Raw genomic sequence first — 22,668 nt, forward strand, 5'->3', positions numbered from 1 at the left:
TGCAGATGTCCGCCGGGACACGCAGGCACGCGGGCTTACCGGCGACTGTAATGTGCGACCAACCGGTCGCCCAGCATCTGCAGCAACTGCACCAGCACCAGCAGCAACACCACGGTGACCAGCGCCACATCGGTGTGCGAGCGCTGGTAGCCGTCGCGGAAGGCCAGGTCACCCAAGCCACCGGAGCCGATCGCACCGCCCATCGCAGTAAAGCCGATCAGCGCCACAGTGGTCACCGTTGCCCCGGCGATCAGGCCTGGGCGGGCTTCCGGCAGCAGTACGCGCGTCACCAGCTGCCAGGTCGTCGCCCCCATCGCCTGGGTCGCTTCGATGACGCCACGATCCACCTCACGCAGCGCGGTTTCCACCAAGCGCGCGTAGAACGGGGCCGCACCGATCACCAGCGGCACGATCGCGCCCCGCACGCCGAGCGAGGTGCCCATCAGCGCCAGCGTGACCGGGATCAGCACGATCATCAGGATGATGAAGGGCACCGACCGCAGCAGATTCACCACCAGTGCCAGTCCACCATAGGCAAAGGGGCGCCGGCGCATCCGCGGCGCGCCGAACAGATACAACAGCACCCCCAACGGCAGGCCGATGGCCAGCGTCAGCGGCAACGAGCCCGCCAGCATCAGCAGCGTATCCAGCGTGGCCTGGCCGATGTCGGCCCACTTGCCCGCATCGAGATGGCGGAAGAACCCGCCGTTGCTTGCGATGATCATCGACGCAGTTCCTCCACGTGCACGCCCGCCGCACTGAATGCTTGTTGCGCAGCCGCTTGGTCACCGCCGACCAGCGATACGATCAGCTGGCCATACGGGGTGTCCTTGATGCGGTCGATGCGACCGGACAGGATGTTGTAGTCCACCCCCGTCTGCCGGGCGACACTGCCCAGCAGGGGCTGGTAGGTGTCCCCGCCAAGAAAGGTCAGCCGCACGATGGTGCCGCCCACGGTATCGAAATCACGGTGCAGGGTGCCCTCATCCACGTGCTCGGACTCGCTGACGAACCGACGCGTCGTCGCGTGTTGCGGATGCAGGAACACGTCGGTGACTGGACCGGTCTCCACCATGTGCCCCGCATCAAGCACCGCCACCCGGTCACAGACCCGGCGGATCACATCCATCTCGTGGGTGATCAGCACGATGGTCAGGCCGAGCTCGCGATTGATCTTCGCCAGCAATGCCAGCACCGAGGCCGTGGTCTGTGGATCCAGCGCGCTGGTGGCCTCGTCGCACAACAGGATCTGCGGCCGGGTGGACAACGCACGGGCGATACCGACACGCTGCTTCTGTCCCCCGGACAGCTGCGCGGGATACTTGTCGGCGTGATCCTGCAAGCCCACGGTCTGCAGCAGCTCGGCGACGCGCGCATCGATTTCCGCGCGCGGCGTGCCGGCCAGTTCCAAGGGAAAGGCGACATTGCCGGTCACGGTGCGTGAGGACAGCAGGTTGAAGTGCTGGAAAATCATGCCGATGCGCCGCCGCAGCGTGCGCAGCCCCTGCGCATCCAGCGCGGTGACGTCCTCGCCGTCGATCAGCAGGCGCCCACCGGAAGGCTCTTCCAGGCGGTTGATCAAACGGATCAGGGTCGACTTGCCGGCACCGGAGTGGCCGATGATGCCGAACACCTCGCCTGCCTGGATGGTCAGGTCCAGCGGCTGCAGCGCACTGACGGCGCGGCCAGCCACGGCATAGGATTTGTGCAGGCGCTGGAACTCGATCACGGGGTCGACTCACCAAGGGGGCGAACAGGGGGCGTGCAGCCTATCAGCACGGGCGCAGCAGCGCCCGTACCGGCAGATCGAATGATATTCCGTCTGCTTCTAAGCAACCGTGATCGACCGTCGTTTACGGCGCTGCCGGGTACGTCAACGGCCGGTGGCGATCCGCCCGCAATGAAGATATGCGTTGGGCGTCGCTCGCCGGTCGTTGCGGAACTCTTCGCCGGCTTTCTGTCGCGTCACGACCAGCGCTCGTTTGATCGCAGCGTATGCCGGGCCGACGCGCGCGCACTTGGCCGCGAAGATGCGAAGCCGGAGGTCCGGCCGACGCTGCCGGATGCCGCGCCCGCTCCCATCCGCAGCAACATGCTTCGCCTGAGATCACCGTTGGCGGTGGCCATCGGACTGCTGATGGCCAGCCGGGTCGCACCGGCGGCCGCAGTAACCGAGGAGGCCGGCCTGATGACCGTGCAGGCAGCCTCGTCGGCGTCAGGGTCGGCGATGGCCTGCGGGCGGCCGACGCTGGCCACTTTGGTCGGTGCCCGTCTCTACCCCGGTCCGTGGCTGGGTGCGCTGGCCGAACTGGAACTGGGCGGCACGCAGCGACCCGGGCCGGTCCCGACAGCGCTACGAAGCATCCGGCAAAAGCGCAGCGTGTCCGGACCACAGCATCCGATGCGCCCGCGCAGCCGACGTCTCGCCCCCCTGATCGAACAATGCCGGACGATCCGCCCCTTGCAGCAAACGCTGCCCCATGTGGAAAACGCGTTGGCATCCGTTGCCCGGCCCGACGACATCGCCCTCCTGCGGGGCCACAAACTACGCGCGCTGGGCGGATGCCTTGCTGAAGTGCGCAAAAACCTCAACACCATGCAATCGCGACTGCAAGGGCTCAGGCAGACCATTGCCCAGCGCGATCCAACACCCACAGGCATCGATATCCCGCGTATCGCGGCACTTGACCGGCTGATCAAGCGGGTCGAACGACTGTCGACGACGACGGTCGCCACGCTGCACATGGTCAACCAACGCATCCTCGATGCGATGGACTGATCCCGCTGATCGGTTGGGTGGGCCCGATCCACCCCGCTCACGCTGCCTGCGTGGCCGCCTCAGGGATGGTCCAGCGGCATCGGCGGGGCCTGCCGGTTCACCCGCTCCCGGTGCAGCAGGTAAAGCCCGGAGGCGACGATGATCGCCGCCCCACTCCACGTCCAGGCGTCAGGTAACTGCTGCCAGAACAGCAGATCCCAGCCGATCACCCAGACCAGCCCGGTGTACTCCAGCGGGGCGATCATTGATGCCTCGCCCAGCTGGAATGCCCGGGTCAGGGCGATCTGCCCGAGCGCCCCCGCCAGCCCCATCCCCGCCACCAGCGGCGCATCGGCCAGCCGCATCGGCACCCAGTCCGACCAGGCCAGCAAACCGGCACCGAGGGCCATGATGACCAGAAACCACACCACCATGGACTGGGACGTATCGGTACGGGTCAGCAGGCTGACGGTGATCGCCGCAATGGCGTAGGCCGTCGCGGCGACCAGCACCATCAGGCCCGGGATGGAGATGAATCCGTCCACGCCCGGCCGCAGCACCACCACCACGCCCAGCAGGCCGATGCCGATGGCCACCCACCGCCGTGGTCCCACCCGCTCGCCCAGCAGCGGCACCGACAAGGCGGCGATGATCAGCGGCGCGACGAAGTAGATGCTGTAAGCGGTGGAAAGCGGCAGATCGCGCAGGGCGAACACGAAGCAGCCGATCATGACCATGCCCAGCACGCCGCGCAGCAGGTGCAGGCCCCAGCGGCGCGGGATCAGCGAACGCGGGCCGGCGCTGGCCAGCACCCAGACCAGCACGAAAGGCAGCGAGGCGGCACCGCGCAGGAAGGTCACCTGTAGCGACGGATAGCCGGTGGAGAGCTGCTTCATGCCAGCGTCCATCAGCGAGAAACAGGCGACCGCGCCGATCATCCAGGCCACGGCACGCGAAGGAGAGCGTTGCAGGTTCATCGCCCATTATCGCGCCTGTTCCGGCAGGCTTCCAAGGCCGGTAGGTAGAATGGGGGGACTGACTACAGGAGCACCCCATGCCTTCATTCGACGTTGTTTCCGAAGTTGACACACACGAGCTGACCAATGCGGTGGATCAGGCCAACCGCGAGCTGACCACCCGATTCGACTTCAAGGGCGTGGATGCCAAGTACATCCTGGAAGACGAGGTGATCTCGCAGTCCGCTCCCAGCGATTTCCAGCTGCAGCAGATGACCGACATCCTGCGTGCCCGCCTGTCAGCCCGCAAAATCGACACAAAGAGCCTGGAATTCGGCGACGTGGAAACCAACGTGGCCGGAGCACGGCAGAAAATCACCGTCAAGCAGGGCATCGAACAGAAGATCGCCAAGAAGATCGCTGCCACGCTCAAGGAAGCCAAGCTGAAAGTGGAAAGCCAGATCAACGGCGACAAGCTGCGCGTGACCGGCAAGAAGCGCGACGATCTGCAGGATGCGATGGCCCTGCTGAAGAAGACCGACTTCGACCTGCCGCTGCAGTTCGACAACTTCCGCGACTGACGCATAAAAAGGGGACGGAGGGGATTAAGTCGTTTTCGACCAACAACGCTGGCCGAAAACGACTTAATCCCCTCCGTCCCCTTTTTTCCGCAACAATGACGTCCCCCGCCAGCTTGTCGAGCCCGCCATGACCGAGTACGCGTTTCCGGCCGAAGGCCAGCCTTCCGAAGATCCCATCGCGGCCACGCGGCTGTGGCTGGAACGGATCGTGATCGGCCTGAACCTGTGCCCGTTTGCCAAGGCGGTGTACGTGAAGGAGCAGGTCCGCTACGTGCTCAGTGATGCGACCACGCCGGAGGCGCTGGTGGAGCAGTTGGCCGAAGAACTGGTGCTGCTGCGCGATGCCTCGCCGGAGCAGATCGACACCACGCTGATCATCCACCCGGACGTGCTGACCGACTTCCTGGACTACAACGATTTTCTCGACAACGCCGACGCCGCGATCGAAGCGCTCGACCTGCAGGGCATCCTGCAGGTGGCCAGCTTCCATCCGCAGTACCAGTTCGAGGGCGTTGCCGCCGACGATGCCAGCAACTACACCAACCGCGCGCCCTACCCCATCCTGCACCTGCTGCGCGAAGACAGCGTGGCGCGCGCGGTCGATGCCTTCCCCGATCCGGACGTGATCGTGGAGCGCAACATCCAGACGCTGGATCGGATCGGCGTGCAGGGCTGGTGGCGGCGCCTGCGCGGCGAAGACCTGTCGTGAGCATCGTGCCCGCCGTTGCGCCGTGGCCGACCGCCCCGCTCGCGGGCAAGGTGGTGCTGGTCACCGGCGGCGCCAACGGCATCGGCCGCGGGATCGCCCAAGCGGTACTCGGTGCCGGGGGCCAGGTGATGATCGGGGACCTGGATGTGGACGCCGGCAAGGCATGTCTGGCGGAATGGAATCGCCCCGCCGACGCCGCGTTCCGCAAGCTGGACATCACCAGCGAGTCGAGCGTGCGCGGCTTCATCGAAGCGGCGCTGAAGCGTTTCGGACGGATCGACGGCCTGGTCAACAACGCCGGTATCGCCAGCGCGCACGGCACGCCGCTGGCCGACATGACGTGGAGCGAATGGCAGCAGCGTCTGTCCTCGCTGCACGGCGCCTTCCTGTGCAGCAGACACGCGCTGCCCGCCTTGGCAGCCGATGGCGGTGGCGCCATCCTCAACATCGCCTCTACCCGTGCGCAGCAGTCCGAACCGCACAGCGAAGCCTACGCCGCGGCCAAGGGCGGGCTGCTGGCCTTCACCCACGCCCTGGCGATCAGTGCAGGGCCGGCCGTGCGGGTCAACAGCATCAGCCCTGGCTGGATCAGCACGGGCGCATGGCAGGCGCCCGCGCGGCGACGCACGGCCAAGCTCTCCAAGGCCGACCACGCGCAGCACGCGGTGGGCCGCGTCGGCCAACCGGAAGACATCGGTGCCCTTGCCGTCTACCTGCTTTCAGACATGGCGGGTTTCATCACCGGGCAGGACCATATCGTCGATGGCGGCATGACCCGCAAGATGATCTACGTCGACTGAGAAGGAGCGGAGGGGGTCACGTCGAAACTGCCACTGAGGCCAGGCCAACTGCGGCCTGACTGGCCCGAGTACCTTTTTCTGAAAGCAGCGTATCGCGACTTGCACCATCTTGGTTGGCGCAAGGGAAGGCCGCGCTGTGATGTCCACATGCGCGCACCGTGAATGGACCTCCGATACAACGCAGTGATCACTCCATGAATATCGCCCCCCCTTCCCCCACGTCCTCCGCTCCAGACACTGCGGCTGCAGGCACACATGCCTCTGCCCCAGCGGAGGCCCTTGCCGGACGCGGCCAGATCATCGTGATGCCTACCGTCATCCGCAATGCGGAACTGTCCCCGCCTGTGAGATCCGACCACGGCTTCACTGCAGGAGAAGTTGAGCCGGGAATGCGATCCATACCTGACGCACAGCTCGTCCACCAGGCTGCCATGACTGGGGACGTCGACCTGCTCAGGTCAAGCCTGGACCTTGGCGCGGATGTAAATGAAAAAGGCCCACGTAACACTACCCTGCTCATGGTGGCGGCGTCGGCGGGCCAAGCACACAGCGTGAGACTGCTGCTTGATCGTGGTGCAGACCCACATGCCAGATGTGCGCACGGCCTCACCGCCTTTGAATATGCGTCTGATTATCAGCATGAGGCGGTAAAAGCGATGTTGAAACCAGGAGCGCGCCCGACCGCGGTGGTGCACCCAACCGTCCGCATGCGGATTTCGCCGCACCAGTAGATATCGAGCCAGGCCTAGGAGCCTCAGCCATCGCAGATGGTTGCCCACCGGGCTGCCATCTTCGGCAACCTCGCCGTGCTCGAATCAAGCCTGGTGCAGGGCGCGGATGTAAACGAAAGGGACCGCTTAGGCACTACTCTGCTCATGGTGGCGGCGTCCGCCGGCCACGAAGACAGCGTGGAACTATTGCTTGAACGCGGTGCGGATCCACATGCGACGTGCACGCACGGCAATACCGCCTTGACCTATGCCTCGAATTATCAACACGAGGGCGTAAAAGCTGCGTTGGAAAGAGCACTACACAGCGGCCCCGCCTCCTTTCCGTAGGAAACAGTAGGGCATGCAGGACGCGCAAACGCCGGCAGGCATTGGCAGACCTGCCGGCGTGCTTGCTTCTTCTACGGCATTGCAGCTGGCAGTGCGCCGCCCACGCACGTCGCTCGGCCTCATCCAGCCGCCCGCCACGCGTAAGCGGCGAAGCGCGCCACGTAGGTCAGCCTTGCTGCGCCATCCCCGAGTGCCGCAGCAGCGCATCGATACTCGGCGCGCGGCCACGGAACGCGTGGAAGTTCTCCGCCGCACTGCGGCTGCCGCCGCGACCCAGCACTTCGTCGCGGAAACGTGCGCCAGTCGCCGCCAAGGCGTCTGGCGCCTCTTCGAACGCCGCATACGCATCGGCACTCAGCACTTCGGCCCATTTGTAACTGTAGTAACCGGCCGCATAACCGCCGGCGAAGATATGGCTGAACTGATGCGGGAAGCGATTCCACGCAGGCGGATGGTTCACCGCGACTTCCGCGCGAACGCGATCGAGCAGGCTCAGCACCGTGTCCTGTGCCGGTGCGAACTGGCTGTGCAGCAGCATGTCGAACAGGCCGAATTCCAGCTGCCGCACCGTGGTCATACCGCTCTGGAAATTGCGCGCCGCCAGCATCTTTTCATACAGCGCGCGCGGTAGCGGCTCAGCGCTGTCCACGTGCGCGGTCATGGCCTGCAGGTGTGACCATTCCCAGCAGAAGTTCTCCATGAACTGACTCGGCAGCTCGACCGCGTCCCACTCCACGCCGTTGATGCCAGCTACGCCCAACTCGCCGATGCGGGTCAGCAGCTGGTGCAGGCCATGGCCCATTTCGTGGAACAGCGTGGTGACCTCGTTGTGGCTGAAGGTAGCCGGCTTGCCGGCCGTACCACGGCCGAAGTTGCACACCAGGTAGACCAGCGGGGTCTGCACGCTGCCATCGGCACGCACGCGGCGGTTGCGGCAGTCATCCATCCACGCGCCCCCGCGCTTGCCTTCGCGGGCGTACAGATCCAGATAGAACTGTCCGACCAGGGCACCCTGGGCATCCAGCAAGCGATAGAACCGCACATCCTCATGCCACACCGGCGCGACGTCCGCTTCCACGCGCAGGCCGTACAGCTGTTCGATCACCGCGAACAGGCCAGCCAACACCTTCGGTTCGGTGAAGTACTGTTTTACCTCCTGCTCGGCATAGCTGTAGCGTGCCTGCTTCAGCTTGTCGGCAGCGTAGGCAAGGTCCCAGGCCTGCAGGGAGTCGATGCCCAGCTCTTCACGGGCAAAACGCTCCAGCTCGGCTCGATCCTTGGCCGCATGCGGCTTCGCACGCGCCGCGAGGTCACGCAGGAATCTCAGTACATCGGCGGGCGCCTGCGCCATCTTGGTGGCGATGGAGTAATCGGCATAGGAGTCGAACCCCAGCAGCGCCGCCAGCTCGGTGCGCAGAGCGAGAATGCGCTCGATGTTTGCACTGTTGTCCCACCCCGCATCGCCGAATTCGGAGGCGCGCTGCGCACTGGCGCGGTACAGCGTTTCGCGCAGCGTACGGTCGTCGGCGTAGGTCTGCACCGGCAGGTAACACGGCATCTGCAGGGTCAGCTTCCAACCGGCGAGGCCCTCTTTCTCTGCCGCTGCACGCGCGGCCGCACGTACATCGTCCGGCAACCCGGCCAATCGCGCAGCATCTTCAACGTGCAGCGACCACGCATCGGTGGCATCGAGGACATTCTGCGAGAACCTGGCCGAGAGCGAAGACAGTTCTTCCTTGATCGCGCTGAAGCGCTGCTGCGATGGCGCATCCAGTTCAGCCCCGCCCAGCCGGAAGTCTCGCAGTGCGTTGTCCAGCACCTTGCGCTGCGCTTCATCGAGACCCTGCGCCACTGCCGGCACGGCCAACGCTTGGTACTGCTGGAACAGCTTGAGGTTCTGGCCGAGTGCACTGCCGAAGCGTGTCACCCGTGGCAGGTTCTCGTTGTAGGCCTCGCGCAGCGCCGGCGTGTTCATCACCGCCTGCAGGTGGCCCACCTGACCCCAGGCACGCCAGAGTTTCTCGGTGGCATCGTCCAGCGGCACCACGAACGACGCCCAAGTCACCGGATGCACGTTCTCTGCCGCGGTGACGGCGGCCTCCGCCTCGGCCAGCAGCACGTCCAGCGCCGGACCGACGTGTTCCGGGCGGATGGCGTCGAAACGGGGCAGGCCGGAAAAATCGAGCAATGGGTTGGTGGTGGTCATCAACGGCTCCAGGTACGGGCGCCACGCAGCGTGGCATCCCCTCCCATATGGCATCGCCGTGGGCCGATGGCAAGAGCACGGCGAGCGCCGCCGGCATTCCGCCGACGGGCTGCGTGCTTCAGGCCTTCGTCGCTATTCCAGGTGACTGACCGGCAGCACCGGCAGCGATCCACCGGCCATGACGCCTTCCAGCACGGCGTCTGCACCCACCACATCGATACCCATGCGCTCGTACCACGCCCGATCGTAGTAACTGTGCGCGTAGCGCTCGCCGCTGTCGCAGAGGATGGTGACGATGCTGCCGCCGCGCCCCGCATCGCGCATCCACTGCGCGGCCTGCAGTACGCCGATGAAATTGGTGCCCGTGGACCCGCCGACACGGCGTCCCAGGCTGCGGCTGACCTGACGCATCGCCGCCAGCGCCAGGGCATCGGGCACTTTGACCATCGCATCTACGCTGGTCGGAATGAAACTGGGCTCTACCCGTGGCCGGCCAATGCCTTCCACCCGAGAGCCGCCTTCGCAGGTCAGGTGCTTCCACGGCTCACCCGCCAGCGCGGCGCGGTAACCGTCGTAGAACACGGACACTTCCGGATCGGCGCAGAGGATGCGCGTGTTGTGCCGACGGTAGCTGACGTAGCGACCCAGCGTGGCCGCGGTGCCGCCGGTGCCCGGGCTGCAGACGATCCATTCCGGGATGGGATGCGGCTCTTCGGCCATCTGCTTGAAGATGGATTCGGCAATGTTGTTGTTGGCGCGCCAGTCGGTGGCGCGCTCGGCGAACGTGAACTGGTCCATGAAGTGCCCGCCGGTCTCGCGCGCCAGCTGCTCCGACGCGGCATTCAGGCCGCAGGCGCTCTGCACCAGATGGCAGCGGCCACCGTGGAACTCGATCGCCGCGATCTTTTCCGGCGAGGTGGTGGCCGGCATGACCGCAATGAACGGCAACCCCAGCAAGCGCGCGAAGTACGCTTCGGATACCGCGGTGGAGCCACTGGACGCCTCGATCACCGGTCGGCCCTCGCGCAGCCAGCCATTGGTCAACGCGTACAGGAACAGCGAGCGCGCCAGCCGATGCTTCAAGCTGCCTGTGGGATGGCTGGACTCGTCCTTGAAATAGACATCGATGCCGGGAAAACCGGGCAGATCCATCGGGATCAGATGCGTATCGGCCGAACGATTGAAATCGGCCTCGATCTTGCGGATGGCGGCTGCCACCCATTCACGCTGCGACATGGCGGGGTCTGATGTCCGTAGTGGAGCGGTGCGGAACCGACATTCTACGCCGGGCCGTCGTCATCCGCCCGCCGGTAGAATGGGCGTTTCGGCCCTGACCGGCCCGTCTTGATAAGGAGTCCCCATGACCCTCGCTACCCTGCGCACTGTTCCCGGCGTCGCCGCCCAGCCTCCGGCAGAAACAGCCGGCTTCGTCTTCAACCACACGATGCTGCGGGTGAAGGACGCCACGGCATCGTTGGATTTCTATACCCGTGTACTGGGCTACCAACTGCTCGACAAGCGCGACTTCGCCGAAGCGCAGTTCAGCCTGTACTTCCTGGCCCTGCTGCCCGCCGACACGGCGGTTCCGGAAGACGACGCGGCCCGCCGCCTGTGGATGGCTGGCCTGTCCGGCGTGCTGGAGCTGACCCATAACCACGGTACCGAGACCCAATCCGGCCCGGTCTACCACGATGGCAACAGCGACCCGCGTGGCTTCGGTCACATCTGCGTATCGGTGCCGGACATCCAGGCGGCCTGCCAGCGCTTCGACGACCTGCAGGTGCCCTACCAGAAGCGTCTGGAAGATGGCCGCATGAAGCACCTGGCGTTCATCAAGGACCCTGACGGCTACTGGGTCGAAATCATCTCCAACGCCTGACCCCGAAAAAGGGGACGGAGGGGATTAAGTCGTTTCTGGCATAGCGGTGCCAGAAACGACTTAATCCCCTCCGTCCCCTTTTTTTGTTGGCGTCAGTGCGCCGCCAGGTAGATGTCCTGCAGTACGGCTTTCTCGAGCTCCAGCTCACCCAGCAGATTCTTGACGATGTCACCCAGGCTGAGGATGCCTACCAGCGTCGTGCCATCAGTGACCATCAGGTGGCGACGACGCGAGTACGTCATCAGCGACATGGCCTGCTTCAGGGTCGCCTCGGGGGCGATGCCTTCCAGGCCGGTGGAGGGCACGCTCGAGATCACCCGGCGGCCGGCCTGCGGACCATCATCGGCAACGCAGCGCACGATGTCCTTCTCGGAAATGATGCCAACCGGTACACCGTCCTTCATCACCACCAGGGCAGCGATCTTGTTCGCACTCATCTTGTGCGCGGCTGCACCGATGGTGTCTTCCATATCGATGGTGATGACCGTTTCTTTCTTGGATTGCAGAAGCTCGCGAACGTTCATTCTTGTTTCCTGTTGCAGTTCACTGATTCAAAAAATGGGCTCTGCCGGTGCGCCCCCACCGCGGGACCGGACCTTGCAGCGCACGTCTGGTGCAACGCGAACGAGGCAGGTTCAACGACGCGACCCACACCCCGGCCAGCTCGATTCTACGACTGCGACCATCGGTCACTATCGGCTTGGATAGGACTGTATGTCGTGGAGACTTGCCAACAATCCAGAGAATGGCACCGCGGATGAAACCGCCGCTGAATATCGGCGGTGACGTGCACTCAAGATTGGTCGACCGCTGCCGCCATGCGGACAGAACGGTGCTGTTCTGTCCCAGTTCGCGCGCAGTGGACCGCGTGACGCGTCTGGCTCGACGCGGCTGATGCCTGCACCGATGACATGCAGCGTCCTGCCTCCGCCTGCTGCAGCGCCATGGATTACACCTCCGCCGGCCCCCATTGTCTGGGCAGCGCACGGTACGTGATGCCGTTGCTCCCCCTCCTCCCCCGGATTTTTTCCATGTCCCGACTGTTCTCTCCGTTCCAGCTGAAAGGCGTGACCCTGCGCAATCGCATCGCGGTGCCGCCGATGTGCCAGTACTCCGCCGTCGATGGCGTGCCCAACGCATGGCACCTGGCGCATTACACGGGGCTGGCCCGTGGCGGTGCCGGCCTGGTCATCGTGGAAGCGACCGGCGTGTCCGCAGAAGGTCGCATCACCCCCGGCTGCCTTGGCCTGTGGAATGACGCCCAGGCTGACGCACTGGCCCCGATCGCCGCCGCCATCGCCGAGACCGGCGCGGTACCGGGTATCCAGATCGGCCATGCCGGACGCAAGGCCAGCGCCAACCTGCCGTGGGAAGGTGACGACCATATGGCCGAGGACGATGCGCGCGGCTGGCCGACCCTGGCGCCGTCGGCAATCGCTTTCGGTGGTGGCCTGTCCAAGCTGCCGCAGGAAATGACCCTGGACGACATCAAGCGCGTGCAGGCGGACTTCGTATCGGCCGCCGAACGGGCACGCGATGCGGGCTTCAAATGGCTGGAACTGCATTTCGCGCACGGCTACCTGGCGCAGAGTTTCTTCTCCGCCTACAGCAACCAGCGCGATGACCAGTACGGTGGCAACTTCGACAACCGGGCCCGCTTCCTGCTGGAAACGGTCGCTGCCGTACGCGCGGTGTGGCCCGCCGATCTGCCGCTGACCGCACGCATGGGCGTCATCGAGTATGACGGCCGCGATGAAGAGACCGTCGCTGAATCCATCGAACTGGTACGGCAGATGCGCGAACGCGGGCTGGACCTGCTCAACGTCAGCATCAACTTCGTCATCCCGACCGGCGTGGTGCCGTGGGGCACGCCGTCCTTCCTGGCGCCGATTGCCCAGCGCGTGCGCGATGAAGCCGGCATCCCAGTGGCCGTAGGCTGGTGCGTGGATGGCGCCGAAGCGGCCGAAGACATCGTGCAGAAGCAGCAGAGCGACCTGGTGATGATCGGTCGCGCACACCTGGCCAACCCGCACTACCCGTACCAGCTGGCGCAGGAGCTGGGCGTCGAGAACCCCGCCTGGACCACCCTGCCCGCCCCGTACGCCCATTGGCTGGCGCGCTACCGCGGCCCAGGCCGCGCCTCGGCCCAGTAAGCGAACGACAAAAAGGGGACGGAGGGGATTAAGTCGTTTTCGGCCTAGAGGCCGAAAACGACTTAATCCCCTCCGTCCCCTTTTTTATTCGACGGTCACGCTCTTGGCCAGGTTGCGCGGCTTGTCCACGTCGGTGCCGCGGGCCAGAGCGGTGTGGTACGCCAGCAGCTGCACGGGGATCGTGTGCACGATCGGGCTGAGCACGCCGGCATGGCGCGGCGTGCGGATCACGTGCACGCCTTCGGATTCGACGAAATTGCTGTCCTGGTCGGCGAACACGAACAGCTCACCGCCGCGCGCGCGCACTTCCTGCATGTTGGATTTGACCTTCTCCAGCAGGCTGTCGTTGGGTGCGATCACCACCACCGGCATGTCTTCGTCCACCAGCGCCAACGGACCGTGCTTGAGCTCGCCGGCCGGGTAGGCCTCGGCGTGGATGTACGTGATTTCCTTCAGCTTGAGCGCGCCTTCCAGCGCGATCGGGTAATGCAACCCACGGCCCAGGAACAGCGCACTGCTCTTGCGCGCGAAGCGTTCGGCCCATGCAGCGATCTGCGGCTCCATGTTCAGCGCATGCTGCACGCTGCCGGGCAGGAAGCGCAGCTGCTCGAGATACTCCGATTCCTGCGCCGCATCGACGCGACCCTGCAGCTTGCCCAGCACTACGGTCAGCTGGAACAGCGCCGCCAGCTGGGTCGTAAACGCTTTGGTCGACGCCACGCCGATTTCCGCACCGGCACGGGTGTAGCAGACCAGTTCGCTGGCGCGCGGGATCGCGCTTTCCGGGACGTTGCAGATCGACAGCGTATGCAGGTGGCCCAGCGACTTGGCGTACTTCAACGCTTCCATCGTATCCAGCGTTTCGCCGGACTGCGAAATCGTCACGATCAGGTGCTTGGGATCGGCATACGCCGCGCGGTAGCGGTACTCGCTGGCAATCTCCACGCTGCACGGCAGGCCGGAAATGGATTCGATCCAGTAGCGCGCGGTCAGGCCGGCGTAATAGCTGGTGCCACATGCCAGGATCTGCACGCCGGTGATGCCCGACAGCACCGCCTGCGCGTTCTTTCCGAACAGTTCCACCGGGAAGCCACCGGCGTCGATCGCCGCTTCGATGGTGTCACCCAGCGCGCGCGGTTGTTCGTGGATTTCCTTCTGCATGAAGTGACGGTACGGGCCGAGCTCCAGCGAGGCCAGCGACACATCAGACAGGTGGACATCGCGCTGCACGGGAGCATCGTCGTGGCCATACACCTGCACGCCGTCGCGTCGTACGTCGGCGGTGTCGCCCTCTTCCAGGAAGATCACCCGCCGCGTGGACGAGATGATCGCCGATACGTCCGAGGCAACGAAGTTCTCGCCGTCGCCGATGCCGACCAGCAGGGGGCAGCCCATGCGCGCGCAGACGAAGTGATCGGGCTCGGCACGGCTCATCACTGCCAGCGCATAGGCACCGGTCAGTTCCTTCACCGTGCGCTGCAGCGCGGACAGCAGGCTGTCGCCGCCCTTCAGGTGGTGGTGCATCAGGTGGGCGATGACTTCGGTATCGGTCTGCGACTCGAAGACATAGCCGAGCGCACGCAGCTTTTCACGCTGCTCTTCGTGGTTTTCGATGATGCCGTTGTGCACCAGCGCCACGCCCTCGCTGATATGCGGATGCGCATTGGCTTCGGTCACCCCGCCGTGGGTGGCCCAACGGGTATGGCCGATGCCCAGCACGCTGCTGAAGCCCTCTGCATCGGCAGCGGTGGCCATCTCCGAAACGCGACCGGTCCGGCGCACGCGGCGGATATCCGGCTGCTCACCCTGCTGCAGCACCGCGATGCCGGATGAATCGTAGCCGCGGTATTCCAGTCGCTTCAGTCCTTCGATGAGGACAGGCACCACATCACGACCCGCAATCGCACCCACGATCCCGCACATAGACGCACATCCTTTGGTGTTGAGCTCCGCATTCTAGCGTGGCTCTCCCTGCGCCTCTGTGTGTCCGCTTAACGAAAGTGTCCGGCCCGGTGTCCGCGGACAGGCGGACACCGCGGCACAAACCGTAACTCCCTGATCCAAAAGGACCGAACAGTTGGCACGCTCTCTGCTTCCCTGAAGGCAGACCGACCACCCAGGCCCTTCGATGATCCGCGACACTTCCGCCCAGGACCAGATTGTTTCCACCCGTGCGACAAGCGGCCGCGCCGCGCTGGTGCGCCGCTACCGCTGGCCGGCACTGGCCGCCGTCCTGGTGCTGGCCGGGATCGGTTTCGCGGTGCACGGATGGCTCAACGCCAGCCGTTCCTTCGACAGCAGCCGCGTGCGCGTGGCCGAAGTGCAGCGGGGCGACCTGGTACGCGACATCGCCGCCGAAGGCCGGGTGATCGCGGCCAACAGCCCGATCCTGTACGCCATCTCCGCCGGCACGGTGAACCTGAAAGTGGTGGCCGGCGACGTGGTCAAGCAAGGCCAGGAGCTGGCCGTGATCGACAGCCCGGAACTGCGCAGCAAGCTTGCCCAGGAAGAGGCCGCGCTGGCTGGGCTGGAAGCGGAGTCCAGCCGTGCCGCGCTGGATGCCACGCTGACCCGGGCCAAGTCGCGCAAGGACACCGACCAGGCGGGTATCGAAAAGGTCGCTGCAGAGCGCGACCTGCAGCGCTACCAGCGCGGCTTCGATGGCGGCGCGGTGCCGCAGATCGATCTGGCCCGTGCGCAGGACAGCCTGAAGAAGGCCGATATCAGCCTGCTCAACGCGCAGACCGATGCCAGCCTGCAGGGCCAGGGCGCCGACCTGGACGCACGCAACAAACGCCTGCTGGCCGACCGCCAGCGTGCGGTGGTATCGGAAGTGAAACGGCAGGTGGATGCGCTGACCCTGCGGGCGCCCTTCGATGGCCAGGTCGGCCAGGTGCAGGCCGTGCAACACACCAACCTGATCGCCAACGCACCGGTGCTGGGCGTGGTCGATCTGTCCAACTTCGAAATCGAGATCAAGGTGCCGGAGAGCTTCGCACGCGACCTGGCGATCGGCATGCCCGCCCAGTTGACCAGCGGCAGTGGCGAACCCTTCCCCGGCGAAATTTCCGCCGTCTCGCCCGAAGTGGTCAGCGGTGAGGTCAACGCGCGCGTGCGTTTTGCCGACAAGCAACCGGCCGGCCTGCGCCAGAGCCAGCGGATGTCGGTGCGGGTTCTGCTGGACACCCGCAAGGACGTACTGAAAGTAGAGCGCGGCCCCTTCGTCGAGCAAAGCAGCGGACACGCCTACGTGATGGAGGGCAGCACCGCCGTGCGCCGCCCCGTCGAACTGGGCGTGAGCAGCCTGGGCGAAGTGGAGATCCTGTCCGGCGTGCAGCCGGGTGATCGCATCGTGGTCGCCGGCAGCGACCTGTTCAAGGACGCCGAGCGCGTTTCCATCAACTGATCCATCCCCTAATCCTGGAGAGAACCATGCTTGAGATGCGCGCTGTCGCCAAAGTGTTCCGTACCGAACAGGTGGAAACCCATGCCCTGCGTTCGCTGGATCTGAAGGTCAACGAGGGGGAGTTCGTCGCCGTCACCGGCCCGTCGGGGTCAGGCAAAACGACCTTCCTCAACATCGCCGGCCTGCTGGAGACCTTCACCAGCGGCACCTATCTGCTGGATGGCCAGGACGTCAGCCAGCTGGGTGATGATGCACGCAGCCGCCTGCGCAACCAGAAGATCGGCTTCATCTTCCAGGGGTTCAACCTGATCCCCGACCTCAACCTGTTCGACAACGTGGACGTGCCACTGCGTTACCGCGGCATGTCCTCGGCCGAGCGCCGCGAGCGCATCGAAAAGGCACTCGGCCAGGTCGGCCTGGGTTCGCGCATGAAGCACTATCCCAACGAATTGTCCGGTGGCCAGCAGCAACGCGCCGCCATTGCCCGCGCCCTGGCGGGCAGCCCGCGCCTGCTGCTGGCTGACGAACCCACTGGCAACCTGGACAGCCAGATGGCCCGTGGCGTGATGGAACTGCTGGAGGAAATCAACGCCGCCGGCACCACCATCGTCATGGTCACCCATGATCCAGAGCTGGCTGCGCGCGCGCAGCGCAACGTGCATATCGTCGACGGCCAGGTCACCGACCTGCTGCGCGAACCGGTCCTGGCCACCGCCCGGCGCGTGGCCGCGGTCAACGAGTGAGGTCCGCCATGTTTGCTTACTACACCCGGCTGGCCCTGCGCAGCTTCCGTCGTAACAGGGTGCTGACCGCCCTGATGGTGGTCGCCATCGCGCTCGGCATCGGCGCCTCGATGACCACCCTCACCGTATTCCATGTGCTGTCCGGCGATCCCATTCCCGGCAAGAGCGACCGTCTGTTCTACGTGCAGGTCGACCCGCGTCCGCGTGCCGGCTTCGTGCCCGGTGAAGAGCCCGAAGAGCAGATGACCCGGTTCGATGCCGAAGCGCTGTTGCGCGACAAGAAAGGGATCCATCAGGCGGTGATGACCGCCGGCGGCGCGACCATCGTGCCGCAGAACAGTACGCTGAAGCCGTTCTCGCTGGACTCGCGTTACACCTCGGCCGATTTTTTCCCGATGTTCGATGTGCCCTTCCAGTATGGCAATGGGTGGACGGCCACCGACGATGAAGGCCGCAGCCGCGTCGCGGTTCTGTCCAAGACGCTCAACGACAAGCTGTTCAACGGGGCCAACAGCGTGGGCCGCGAAGTCAACGTCAGCGGGCATTCGATGCGCGTGGTCGGCGTACTGAAAGAATGGCAGCCCGAGCCGCGGTTCTTCGATCTGTCCACCGGCGCCTACGGCAACGAAGAAGACGTGCTGCTGCCGTTCTCCACCTCCGTCGAGCTGAAGCTGGGCAGCAGCGGCAACATGAACTGCTTCGGCGAAGGAGCGCCCAATGGCAGCAGCTCGGACCTCAATGCACCGTGTACGTGGCTGCAGTACTGGGTGGAACTGGATCCGGCCAAGGTCGATGACTACCGGCAGTACCTGCTGAACTATTCCGACCAGCAGCGTGCCGCTGGCCGATTCCAGCGCCCGGCCAACGTCAAGCTGTCCTCGGTGATGGAATGGCTGGATTTCAAGAAGGCCGTTCCCAGTGACGTACGGCTGCAGCTGTGGCTGGCGCTGGGCTTCCTGGTGGTGTGCCTGATCAACACGGTCGGCCTGCTGCTGGCCAAGTTCCTGCGCCGCAGTGGCGAAATCGGCGTGCGCCGCGCGCTTGGCGCCAGCCGCGGGCAGATCTTCCTGCAGTGCGTGGTGGAGGCGGGCGCGGTGGGCGTGGCCGGTGGCCTGCTCGGCATCCTGCTTGCGTTGGCCGGGCTGTATGCCGTGCGCCAGCAACCCGTGGAGTACGCAAAGCTCGCTCATCTGGACGGCACCATGCTGCTGCTTGCACTCGGCCTGACCCTGTTCGCCAGCCTCGCCGCCGGCCTGTTGCCGGCGTGGCGCGCCATGCAGGTCACCCCCGCCATCCAGCTTAAATCGCAGTAAGCACGAGACCAAGGAACCTGCATGGACATCCGCCCCATCCTCAGCACCCTGCGCCGGCACAAGACGGCCGCCTCGCTGATCGTGCTCGAAGTCGCCCTGACCTGCGCCATCGTCTGCAACGCGCTGTTCCTGGTCAGCCAGCGCATCGACAAGATCAGCCAACCCAGCGGCGTGGCCGAAAAAGAGCTGATCGTGGTGCGGGTCAGCGGCATCGGCAAACAGACCGATGCCATGGCCCGCACGCGCGAGGACATCGCTGCCCTGCGCGCCGTGCCAGGGGTCACCCAGGTGTCGCGCGCCAACCAGTTGCCGTTCCGCAACAACTCCTCCAACAGCGGCATCGCGCGTACACCCGAACAGGAGCGCCCCACGATCCACGCGGCCATGTACAGCTTCAACGAAGGGGCCCTGTCCACGCTCGGACTGAACCTGATTGCCGGACGCGACTTCCTGCCCAGTGAGTACGTGGACCGCGAGAAAGCGCAGAGCGGCGAAGGCGCGGCTAAGGCGGTGCCGGTGATCATCACCCAGGCGGCCGCTGACGGCCTGTCGCCGGGACAGACGGCACTGGGCAAGACGTTCTATTCCGGCGACCAGCCACTCAACGTGATCGGCATCGTGCAGCACCTGGCCACGCCCACCGGCTGGGGCGACAACACGGCGATGTCGCTCATCATGCCGCTGCGGACCGACTTCACCGAAGGCGTCTATCTGCTGCGGTCCGCCCCGGAGCGTCGCGATGAGGTGCTGAAAGGCGCGCTGGCCGCGTTGGAACGCAACGATCCCAACCGCCTGGTCCGCGAGAAACTGACCTATGAGGACCAGCGCAACGACTTCTTCAAGAATGATCGCGCCATGGTCGGCTTGTTGATCACCGTCTGCGTTGCCCTGCTGGTGGTGACCGCATTGGGCATCGTCGGCCTTGCCAGCTTCTGGGTACAGCAGCGCAGCAAGCAGATCGGCATCCGCCGTGCGCTGGGAGCGACCCGCGGGCAGATCCTGCGCTACTTCCAGACCGAGAACTTCCTGCTGGCCACGGTCGGCATCGTGCTCGGCATGCTGGCGGCGTATGCCATCAACCTGGCCCTGATGAATACCTATGAGCTGCCCCGCATGCCGCTGATCTACCTGCCCATCGGCGCCGTGCTGCTGTGGCTGCTGGGACAGATCGCGGTGTTCGGGCCGGCGCGGCGCGCCGCTGCGGTACCGCCGGCGGTGGCCACCCGCGGCAGCTGAGGCACGGCTGGCGCGGCTTGTATATCCTGCTGCCATGATGTCCGTAGCGCCGCGCCCCGGCCGGCGCCTACGTTCCGCCGAGCACGGCTCGGCGCTACCAGAAGCTGCTCAATGCCTGCGATCCTGATCATCGACGACAACACCAGCGTGGCTACCGCGCTGGACGTGCTGTTTTCCCTGCATGACATCGATACCCTCCAGGCCACCTCGCCCGAACAGGGGCTGGCGCTGCTGCGCGAACATCCGGTGGATCTGGTCATCCAGGACATGAACTTCACCGAGGACACGACCTCGGGCGAAGAAGGCGAAGCCCTGTTCGCGCGCATCCGTCAGGCGCACCCTGACCTGCCGGTGATCCTGTTGACCGCGTGGACCCATCTGGGCAGTGCGGTGGATCTGGTGAAGGCAGGGGCCGCCGACTATCTGGCCAAGCCCTGGGATGACCGCAAACTGCTGACCACGGTAAACAACCTGCTGGAGCTGTCCGAGGCACGCCGCGAACTGGACCAGCGCCGCCAACGGGAGCAACGCCAGCGCACCGATCTGCAGGCCCGCTACCAGCTGTGCGACGCGGTGTTCGCCGATGCCGCCAGCGAGCGCGTCATCGCGCTGGCTTGCCAGGTGGCGCGCTCGACGTTGCCGGTACTGATCACCGGTCCCAATGGCGCAGGCAAGGAGAAGATCGCGCAGATCATCCAGGCCAATTCGCCGGTGGCCAAGGGCCCCTTCGTCACCGTCAACTGCGGCGCACTGCCCGCCGATCTGATCGAAGCAGAGCTGTTCGGCGCCGACGCCGGCGCGTACACCGGTGCCAACAAGGCGCGCGAAGGCAAGTTCGAAGCCGCCGATGGGGGCACGTTGTTCCTCGATGAGATCGGCAACCTGCCCTTGGGCGGCCAGATGAAGCTGCTGCGCGTGCTGGAAACGGGCCGCTTCGAGCGGCTGGGTTCGAACCGCGAACGGCAGGTCAAAGTGCGCGTGGTCAGTGCGACAAACGCGGATCTTGCCGCGATGATCCGCGAGGGCACCTTCCGCGAAGATCTGTACTACCGCCTCAATACGGTCGAGCTGGCGTTGCCGCCGCTGGCTGAGCGGACCGGCGACATCGCACCGCTTGCCGAGCACTTCCTGAGCGATGACAAGCCGCTGTCACCTGCGGCCCTCAGCGCCCTGCAGCGCCATGCATGGCCTGGCAACGTGCGCGAGCTGCGCAACGTGATCCAGCGTGCCGAGCTGCTGGCGACCGGTCCGCGCATCGAGGTAGCCGACCTCAATCTGCCACGCGCAGCGGCCAACGTACGTAGCAACAGCGCGGCGCTTGACCCGGATCGCAAGCGCATCGAAAGCGCGCTTGCCAGCAACCACGGCATCATCGCGCAGGCCGCGGCGGAGCTCGGGCTGAGCCGACAAGCGTTGTACCGTCGGATGGATCGCTACGACATCCCCCGCGAATGAAGCCGCGCTCCCTCACCGTGCGCTTGTTCCTGCGCCTGCTGCCGGTGCTCGCCCTGGCGGCGGCGCTGCCGTGGCTGCTGGCCTACTGGATGGACCACGGCTGGGCCGTCGCGCTGCTCTCCGGCATCGTCCTGCTGTCGTTGATGTGGATCAGCCTCAGCCGCGCCATCGCGCCGGTACGTTCGGTGATGCGCGCGTTGTCCGGCGTGGTCAGCAGCTACAAGGACGGCGAGTTCAATTTCAGCGTGCACTGGTCGGCACAGGATGAGCTGGGCCATCTGGTGCAGGCGCACCGCGAGCTCGGGGATGTACTGCGCGAGCAGCGGCAGTCACTCGTGCAGCGCGAACTGCTGCTCGACACCATGGTGCAGAACACGCCGGTGGCGATGCTGTTGCTTGCCGCAGGCGGTGACGGCGTGCAGCGTGTGGTGTTCTCAAACTTGGCCGCACGCAAGCTGCTGCACGGCGGGTACAAGCTGGAAGGCCAACGTCTGCTGGAACTGTTGGAGCAGATGCCGCTGGCGCTGCGCGACGCCATCTCGCGCGGCGGCGACAGCCTGTTCGCCGTGCGCGAGGAAGAGAGTGATGACGACGATGACGAGCAGATCTACCATCTGTCGCGGCGCGCGTTCCACCTCAATGGGCGACCGCACGACCTGCTGCTGATCCGCTTGCTGACCGCTGAACTGCGGCGGCAGGAAGTACAGACCTGGAAGAAAGTGATCCGGGTGATAAGCCATGAGCTCAACAATTCATTGGCTCCCATCGCCTCGCTGGCGCACTCCGGCGGTGAACTGGTCAGGCGCGAACGCTTCGACCGCCTGCCGGAGATCTTCTCGACCATCGAAGATCGGGCGCGTCACCTGGAAGGCTTCATCCGGGGCTATGCGCGCTTTGCCAAGCTGCCACACCCGCAGCTGCAGACAGTGCACTGGGCGCCGTTCCTGGCCAGCCTGCAGCAGCAGATCCCCTTCCAGATGGATGAGATTCCCGACGACCTGCACAGCCGCGTGGACATCGCCCAGCTGGGGCAGGCGTTGTTGAACCTGGTGAAGAACGCGCATGAGGCGTGTGCCGAGTCTGATCCCCCCAACGACGACGTGCGTGTGCAGCTGACCCGCCTGCCGCAGTGGATGCGGCTGGACGTGCTGGACCGCGGCAAGGGCATGAACGAGGCCGTCCTGCAGAACGCATTGATGCCCTTCTATTCGACCAAGCGCAACGGTACCGGGCTGGGCCTGGCGCTCACGCGGGAGATCATCGAAGCGCACGGTGGGCGTATCGCGCTGCAGAACCGCACGGACGGCGGCCTCTGCGTGTCGCTGCTGTTGCCGGTGAACTGACGGCAAGGGGTTGCGGGCGTGGGGGGAGCCTGGGAGGTGGTGCGTGGATGTGGACGTGGGGCGTGAACCATG

19 protein-coding genes are annotated in these 22,668 nt (G+C 65.4%); 12 read left to right on the top strand and 7 right to left on the bottom strand.

Annotated elements, in window-relative coordinates; translation table 11 throughout:
- Nucleotides 1-35: 35 nt before the first annotated feature.
- Together ICJ04_RS15330 and ICJ04_RS15335 are read right to left on the bottom strand one after the other, a co-directional pair.
- Nucleotides 36-725 carry a methionine ABC transporter permease gene (locus ICJ04_RS15330; protein WP_188325036.1) on the bottom strand — a complete coding sequence of 230 codons (690 nt, stop codon included), beginning with the start codon at nt 723-725 and terminating at the stop codon, nt 36-38.
- The gene (locus tag ICJ04_RS15335) at nt 722-1,729 is read right to left on the bottom strand and encodes a methionine ABC transporter ATP-binding protein (protein ID WP_188325037.1); all 1,008 of its coding nucleotides are present in this window, start codon (nt 1,727-1,729) and stop codon (nt 722-724) included. Before ICJ04_RS15335 ends, ICJ04_RS15330 begins: the two co-directional genes overlap by 4 nt.
- A gap of 33 nt (nt 1,730-1,762) precedes the next feature.
- On the opposite strand from ICJ04_RS15335, the gene ICJ04_RS15340 reads away from it, so the two are divergent.
- Nucleotides 1,763-2,779 carry a hypothetical protein gene (locus ICJ04_RS15340; protein WP_188325038.1) on the top strand — a complete coding sequence of 339 codons (1,017 nt, stop codon included), beginning with the start codon at nt 1,763-1,765 and terminating at the stop codon, nt 2,777-2,779.
- 59 nt (nt 2,780-2,838) lie between these two features.
- Here ICJ04_RS15340 and ICJ04_RS15345 read toward each other — a convergent pair whose 3' ends face one another.
- Nucleotides 2,839-3,735 carry a DMT family transporter gene (locus ICJ04_RS15345; protein ID WP_188325039.1) on the bottom strand — a complete coding sequence of 299 codons (897 nt, stop codon included), beginning with the start codon at nt 3,733-3,735 and terminating at the stop codon, nt 2,839-2,841.
- A 77-nt stretch (nt 3,736-3,812) separates the two neighbouring features.
- Here ICJ04_RS15345 and ICJ04_RS15350 point away from each other — a divergent pair, with 77 nt between their 5' ends.
- The 3 genes from ICJ04_RS15350 to ICJ04_RS15360 all read left to right on the top strand — a co-directional run bounded on the left by ICJ04_RS15350 (nt 3,813) and on the right by ICJ04_RS15360 (nt 5,804).
- Nucleotides 3,813-4,295 carry a YajQ family cyclic di-GMP-binding protein gene (locus ICJ04_RS15350; RefSeq protein ID WP_188325040.1) on the top strand — a complete coding sequence of 161 codons (483 nt, stop codon included), beginning with the start codon at nt 3,813-3,815 and terminating at the stop codon, nt 4,293-4,295.
- A 127-nt stretch (nt 4,296-4,422) separates the two neighbouring features.
- Nucleotides 4,423-5,004 carry a DUF1415 domain-containing protein gene (locus tag ICJ04_RS15355; protein WP_188325041.1) on the top strand — a complete coding sequence of 194 codons (582 nt, stop codon included), beginning with the start codon at nt 4,423-4,425 and terminating at the stop codon, nt 5,002-5,004.
- The gene (locus ICJ04_RS15360; protein WP_188325042.1) at nt 5,001-5,804 is read left to right on the top strand and encodes an SDR family oxidoreductase; all 804 of its coding nucleotides are present in this window, start codon (nt 5,001-5,003) and stop codon (nt 5,802-5,804) included. Before ICJ04_RS15355 ends, ICJ04_RS15360 begins: the two co-directional genes overlap by 4 nt.
- Nucleotides 5,805-7,028: 1,224 nt before the next feature.
- Here ICJ04_RS15360 and ICJ04_RS15375 read toward each other — a convergent pair.
- Both ICJ04_RS15375 and ICJ04_RS15380 read right to left on the bottom strand, forming a co-directional pair.
- A complete protein-coding gene (locus tag ICJ04_RS15375) occupies nt 7,029-9,068 on the bottom strand; it encodes a M3 family metallopeptidase (protein ID WP_188325045.1) in 2,040 nt (679 codons plus the stop codon).
- Nucleotides 9,069-9,200: 132 nt separating this feature from the next.
- A complete protein-coding gene (locus tag ICJ04_RS15380; protein ID WP_188325046.1) occupies nt 9,201-10,304 on the bottom strand; it encodes a PLP-dependent cysteine synthase family protein in 1,104 nt (367 codons plus the stop codon).
- A 124-nt stretch (nt 10,305-10,428) separates the two neighbouring features.
- On the opposite strand from ICJ04_RS15380, the gene gloA reads away from it, so the two are divergent.
- Nucleotides 10,429-10,947, top strand: coding sequence for a lactoylglutathione lyase (gloA, locus tag ICJ04_RS15385; RefSeq protein WP_188325047.1), 519 nt, complete (start codon nt 10,429-10,431; stop codon nt 10,945-10,947).
- A gap of 92 nt (nt 10,948-11,039) precedes the next feature.
- Here gloA and ICJ04_RS15390 read toward each other — a convergent pair whose 3' ends face one another.
- A complete protein-coding gene (locus ICJ04_RS15390; protein WP_188325048.1) occupies nt 11,040-11,471 on the bottom strand; it encodes a CBS domain-containing protein in 432 nt (143 codons plus the stop codon).
- Nucleotides 11,472-11,978: 507 nt separating this feature from the next.
- Here ICJ04_RS15390 and ICJ04_RS15395 point away from each other — a divergent pair.
- Nucleotides 11,979-13,100 carry an NADH:flavin oxidoreductase/NADH oxidase gene (locus tag ICJ04_RS15395; protein WP_188325049.1) on the top strand — a complete coding sequence of 374 codons (1,122 nt, stop codon included), beginning with the start codon at nt 11,979-11,981 and terminating at the stop codon, nt 13,098-13,100.
- Nucleotides 13,101-13,184: 84 nt separating this feature from the next.
- Here the strand turns inward: ICJ04_RS15395 and glmS are convergent, their stop codons facing one another.
- Nucleotides 13,185-15,023, bottom strand: coding sequence for a glutamine--fructose-6-phosphate transaminase (isomerizing) (glmS, locus tag ICJ04_RS15400; protein WP_188325050.1), 1,839 nt, complete (start codon nt 15,021-15,023; stop codon nt 13,185-13,187).
- A 205-nt stretch (nt 15,024-15,228) separates the two neighbouring features.
- Between glmS and ICJ04_RS15405 the strand changes: the two genes are divergently transcribed.
- From ICJ04_RS15405 to ICJ04_RS15430, 6 genes are all read left to right on the top strand, one after another.
- The gene (locus ICJ04_RS15405) at nt 15,229-16,506 is read left to right on the top strand and encodes an efflux RND transporter periplasmic adaptor subunit (protein ID WP_188325051.1); all 1,278 of its coding nucleotides are present in this window, start codon (nt 15,229-15,231) and stop codon (nt 16,504-16,506) included.
- Between the two features lie 26 nt (nt 16,507-16,532).
- Complete coding sequence (locus ICJ04_RS15410) at nt 16,533-17,249, top strand: ABC transporter ATP-binding protein (RefSeq protein WP_188325052.1); 717 nt, start codon at nt 16,533-16,535, stop codon at nt 17,247-17,249.
- 8 nt (nt 17,250-17,257) lie between these two features.
- Nucleotides 17,258-18,562, top strand: coding sequence for an ABC transporter permease (locus tag ICJ04_RS15415; protein ID WP_188325053.1), 1,305 nt, complete (start codon nt 17,258-17,260; stop codon nt 18,560-18,562).
- Nucleotides 18,563-18,583: 21 nt separating this feature from the next.
- On the top strand, nt 18,584-19,798 hold the full coding sequence (locus ICJ04_RS15420; protein ID WP_188325054.1) for an FtsX-like permease family protein: 1,215 nt from the start codon (nt 18,584-18,586) through the stop codon (nt 19,796-19,798).
- Nucleotides 19,799-19,909: 111 nt separating this feature from the next.
- Complete coding sequence (locus ICJ04_RS15425; RefSeq protein WP_188325055.1) at nt 19,910-21,253, top strand: sigma-54 dependent transcriptional regulator; 1,344 nt, start codon at nt 19,910-19,912, stop codon at nt 21,251-21,253.
- Nucleotides 21,250-22,596 carry an ATP-binding protein gene (locus ICJ04_RS15430; RefSeq protein ID WP_188325056.1) on the top strand — a complete coding sequence of 449 codons (1,347 nt, stop codon included), beginning with the start codon at nt 21,250-21,252 and terminating at the stop codon, nt 22,594-22,596. Before ICJ04_RS15425 ends, ICJ04_RS15430 begins: the two co-directional genes overlap by 4 nt.
- The last annotated feature ends 72 nt before the right edge of the window (nt 22,597-22,668 follow it).

Origin of the sequence: Stenotrophomonas sp. 169 (assembly GCF_014621775.1) — a bacterium.
GTDB lineage: Bacteria > Pseudomonadota > Gammaproteobacteria > Xanthomonadales > Xanthomonadaceae > Stenotrophomonas.

What these genes read in the sequence shown, in the direction of transcription:
- ICJ04_RS15420 (WP_188325054.1), top strand. Translation starts at nt 18,584, where the DNA reads ATGGACATCCGCCCCATCCTCAGCACCCTGCGCCGGCACAAGACGGCC.
- ICJ04_RS15425 (WP_188325055.1), top strand. Translation starts at nt 19,910, where the DNA reads ATGCCTGCGATCCTGATCATCGACGACAACACCAGCGTGGCTACCGCG.
- ICJ04_RS15405 (WP_188325051.1), top strand. Translation starts at nt 15,229, where the DNA reads ATGATCCGCGACACTTCCGCCCAGGACCAGATTGTTTCCACCCGTGCG.
- ICJ04_RS15345 (WP_188325039.1), bottom strand. Translation starts at nt 3,735, where the DNA reads ATGAACCTGCAACGCTCTCCTTCGCGTGCCGTGGCCTGGATGATCGGC.
- ICJ04_RS15410 (WP_188325052.1), top strand. Translation starts at nt 16,533, where the DNA reads ATGCTTGAGATGCGCGCTGTCGCCAAAGTGTTCCGTACCGAACAGGTG.
- ICJ04_RS15430 (WP_188325056.1), top strand. Translation starts at nt 21,250, where the DNA reads ATGAAGCCGCGCTCCCTCACCGTGCGCTTGTTCCTGCGCCTGCTGCCG.
- ICJ04_RS15355 (WP_188325041.1), top strand. Translation starts at nt 4,423, where the DNA reads ATGACCGAGTACGCGTTTCCGGCCGAAGGCCAGCCTTCCGAAGATCCC.
- ICJ04_RS15380 (WP_188325046.1), bottom strand. Translation starts at nt 10,304, where the DNA reads ATGTCGCAGCGTGAATGGGTGGCAGCCGCCATCCGCAAGATCGAGGCC.
- gloA (WP_188325047.1), top strand. Translation starts at nt 10,429, where the DNA reads ATGACCCTCGCTACCCTGCGCACTGTTCCCGGCGTCGCCGCCCAGCCT.
- ICJ04_RS15390 (WP_188325048.1), bottom strand. Translation starts at nt 11,471, where the DNA reads ATGAACGTTCGCGAGCTTCTGCAATCCAAGAAAGAAACGGTCATCACC.
- ICJ04_RS15330 (WP_188325036.1), bottom strand. Translation starts at nt 725, where the DNA reads ATGATCATCGCAAGCAACGGCGGGTTCTTCCGCCATCTCGATGCGGGC.
- ICJ04_RS15375 (WP_188325045.1), bottom strand. Translation starts at nt 9,068, where the DNA reads ATGACCACCACCAACCCATTGCTCGATTTTTCCGGCCTGCCCCGTTTC.
- ICJ04_RS15350 (WP_188325040.1), top strand. Translation starts at nt 3,813, where the DNA reads ATGCCTTCATTCGACGTTGTTTCCGAAGTTGACACACACGAGCTGACC.
- ICJ04_RS15415 (WP_188325053.1), top strand. Translation starts at nt 17,258, where the DNA reads ATGTTTGCTTACTACACCCGGCTGGCCCTGCGCAGCTTCCGTCGTAAC.
- glmS (WP_188325050.1), bottom strand. Translation starts at nt 15,023, where the DNA reads ATGTGCGGGATCGTGGGTGCGATTGCGGGTCGTGATGTGGTGCCTGTC.
- ICJ04_RS15395 (WP_188325049.1), top strand. Translation starts at nt 11,979, where the DNA reads ATGTCCCGACTGTTCTCTCCGTTCCAGCTGAAAGGCGTGACCCTGCGC.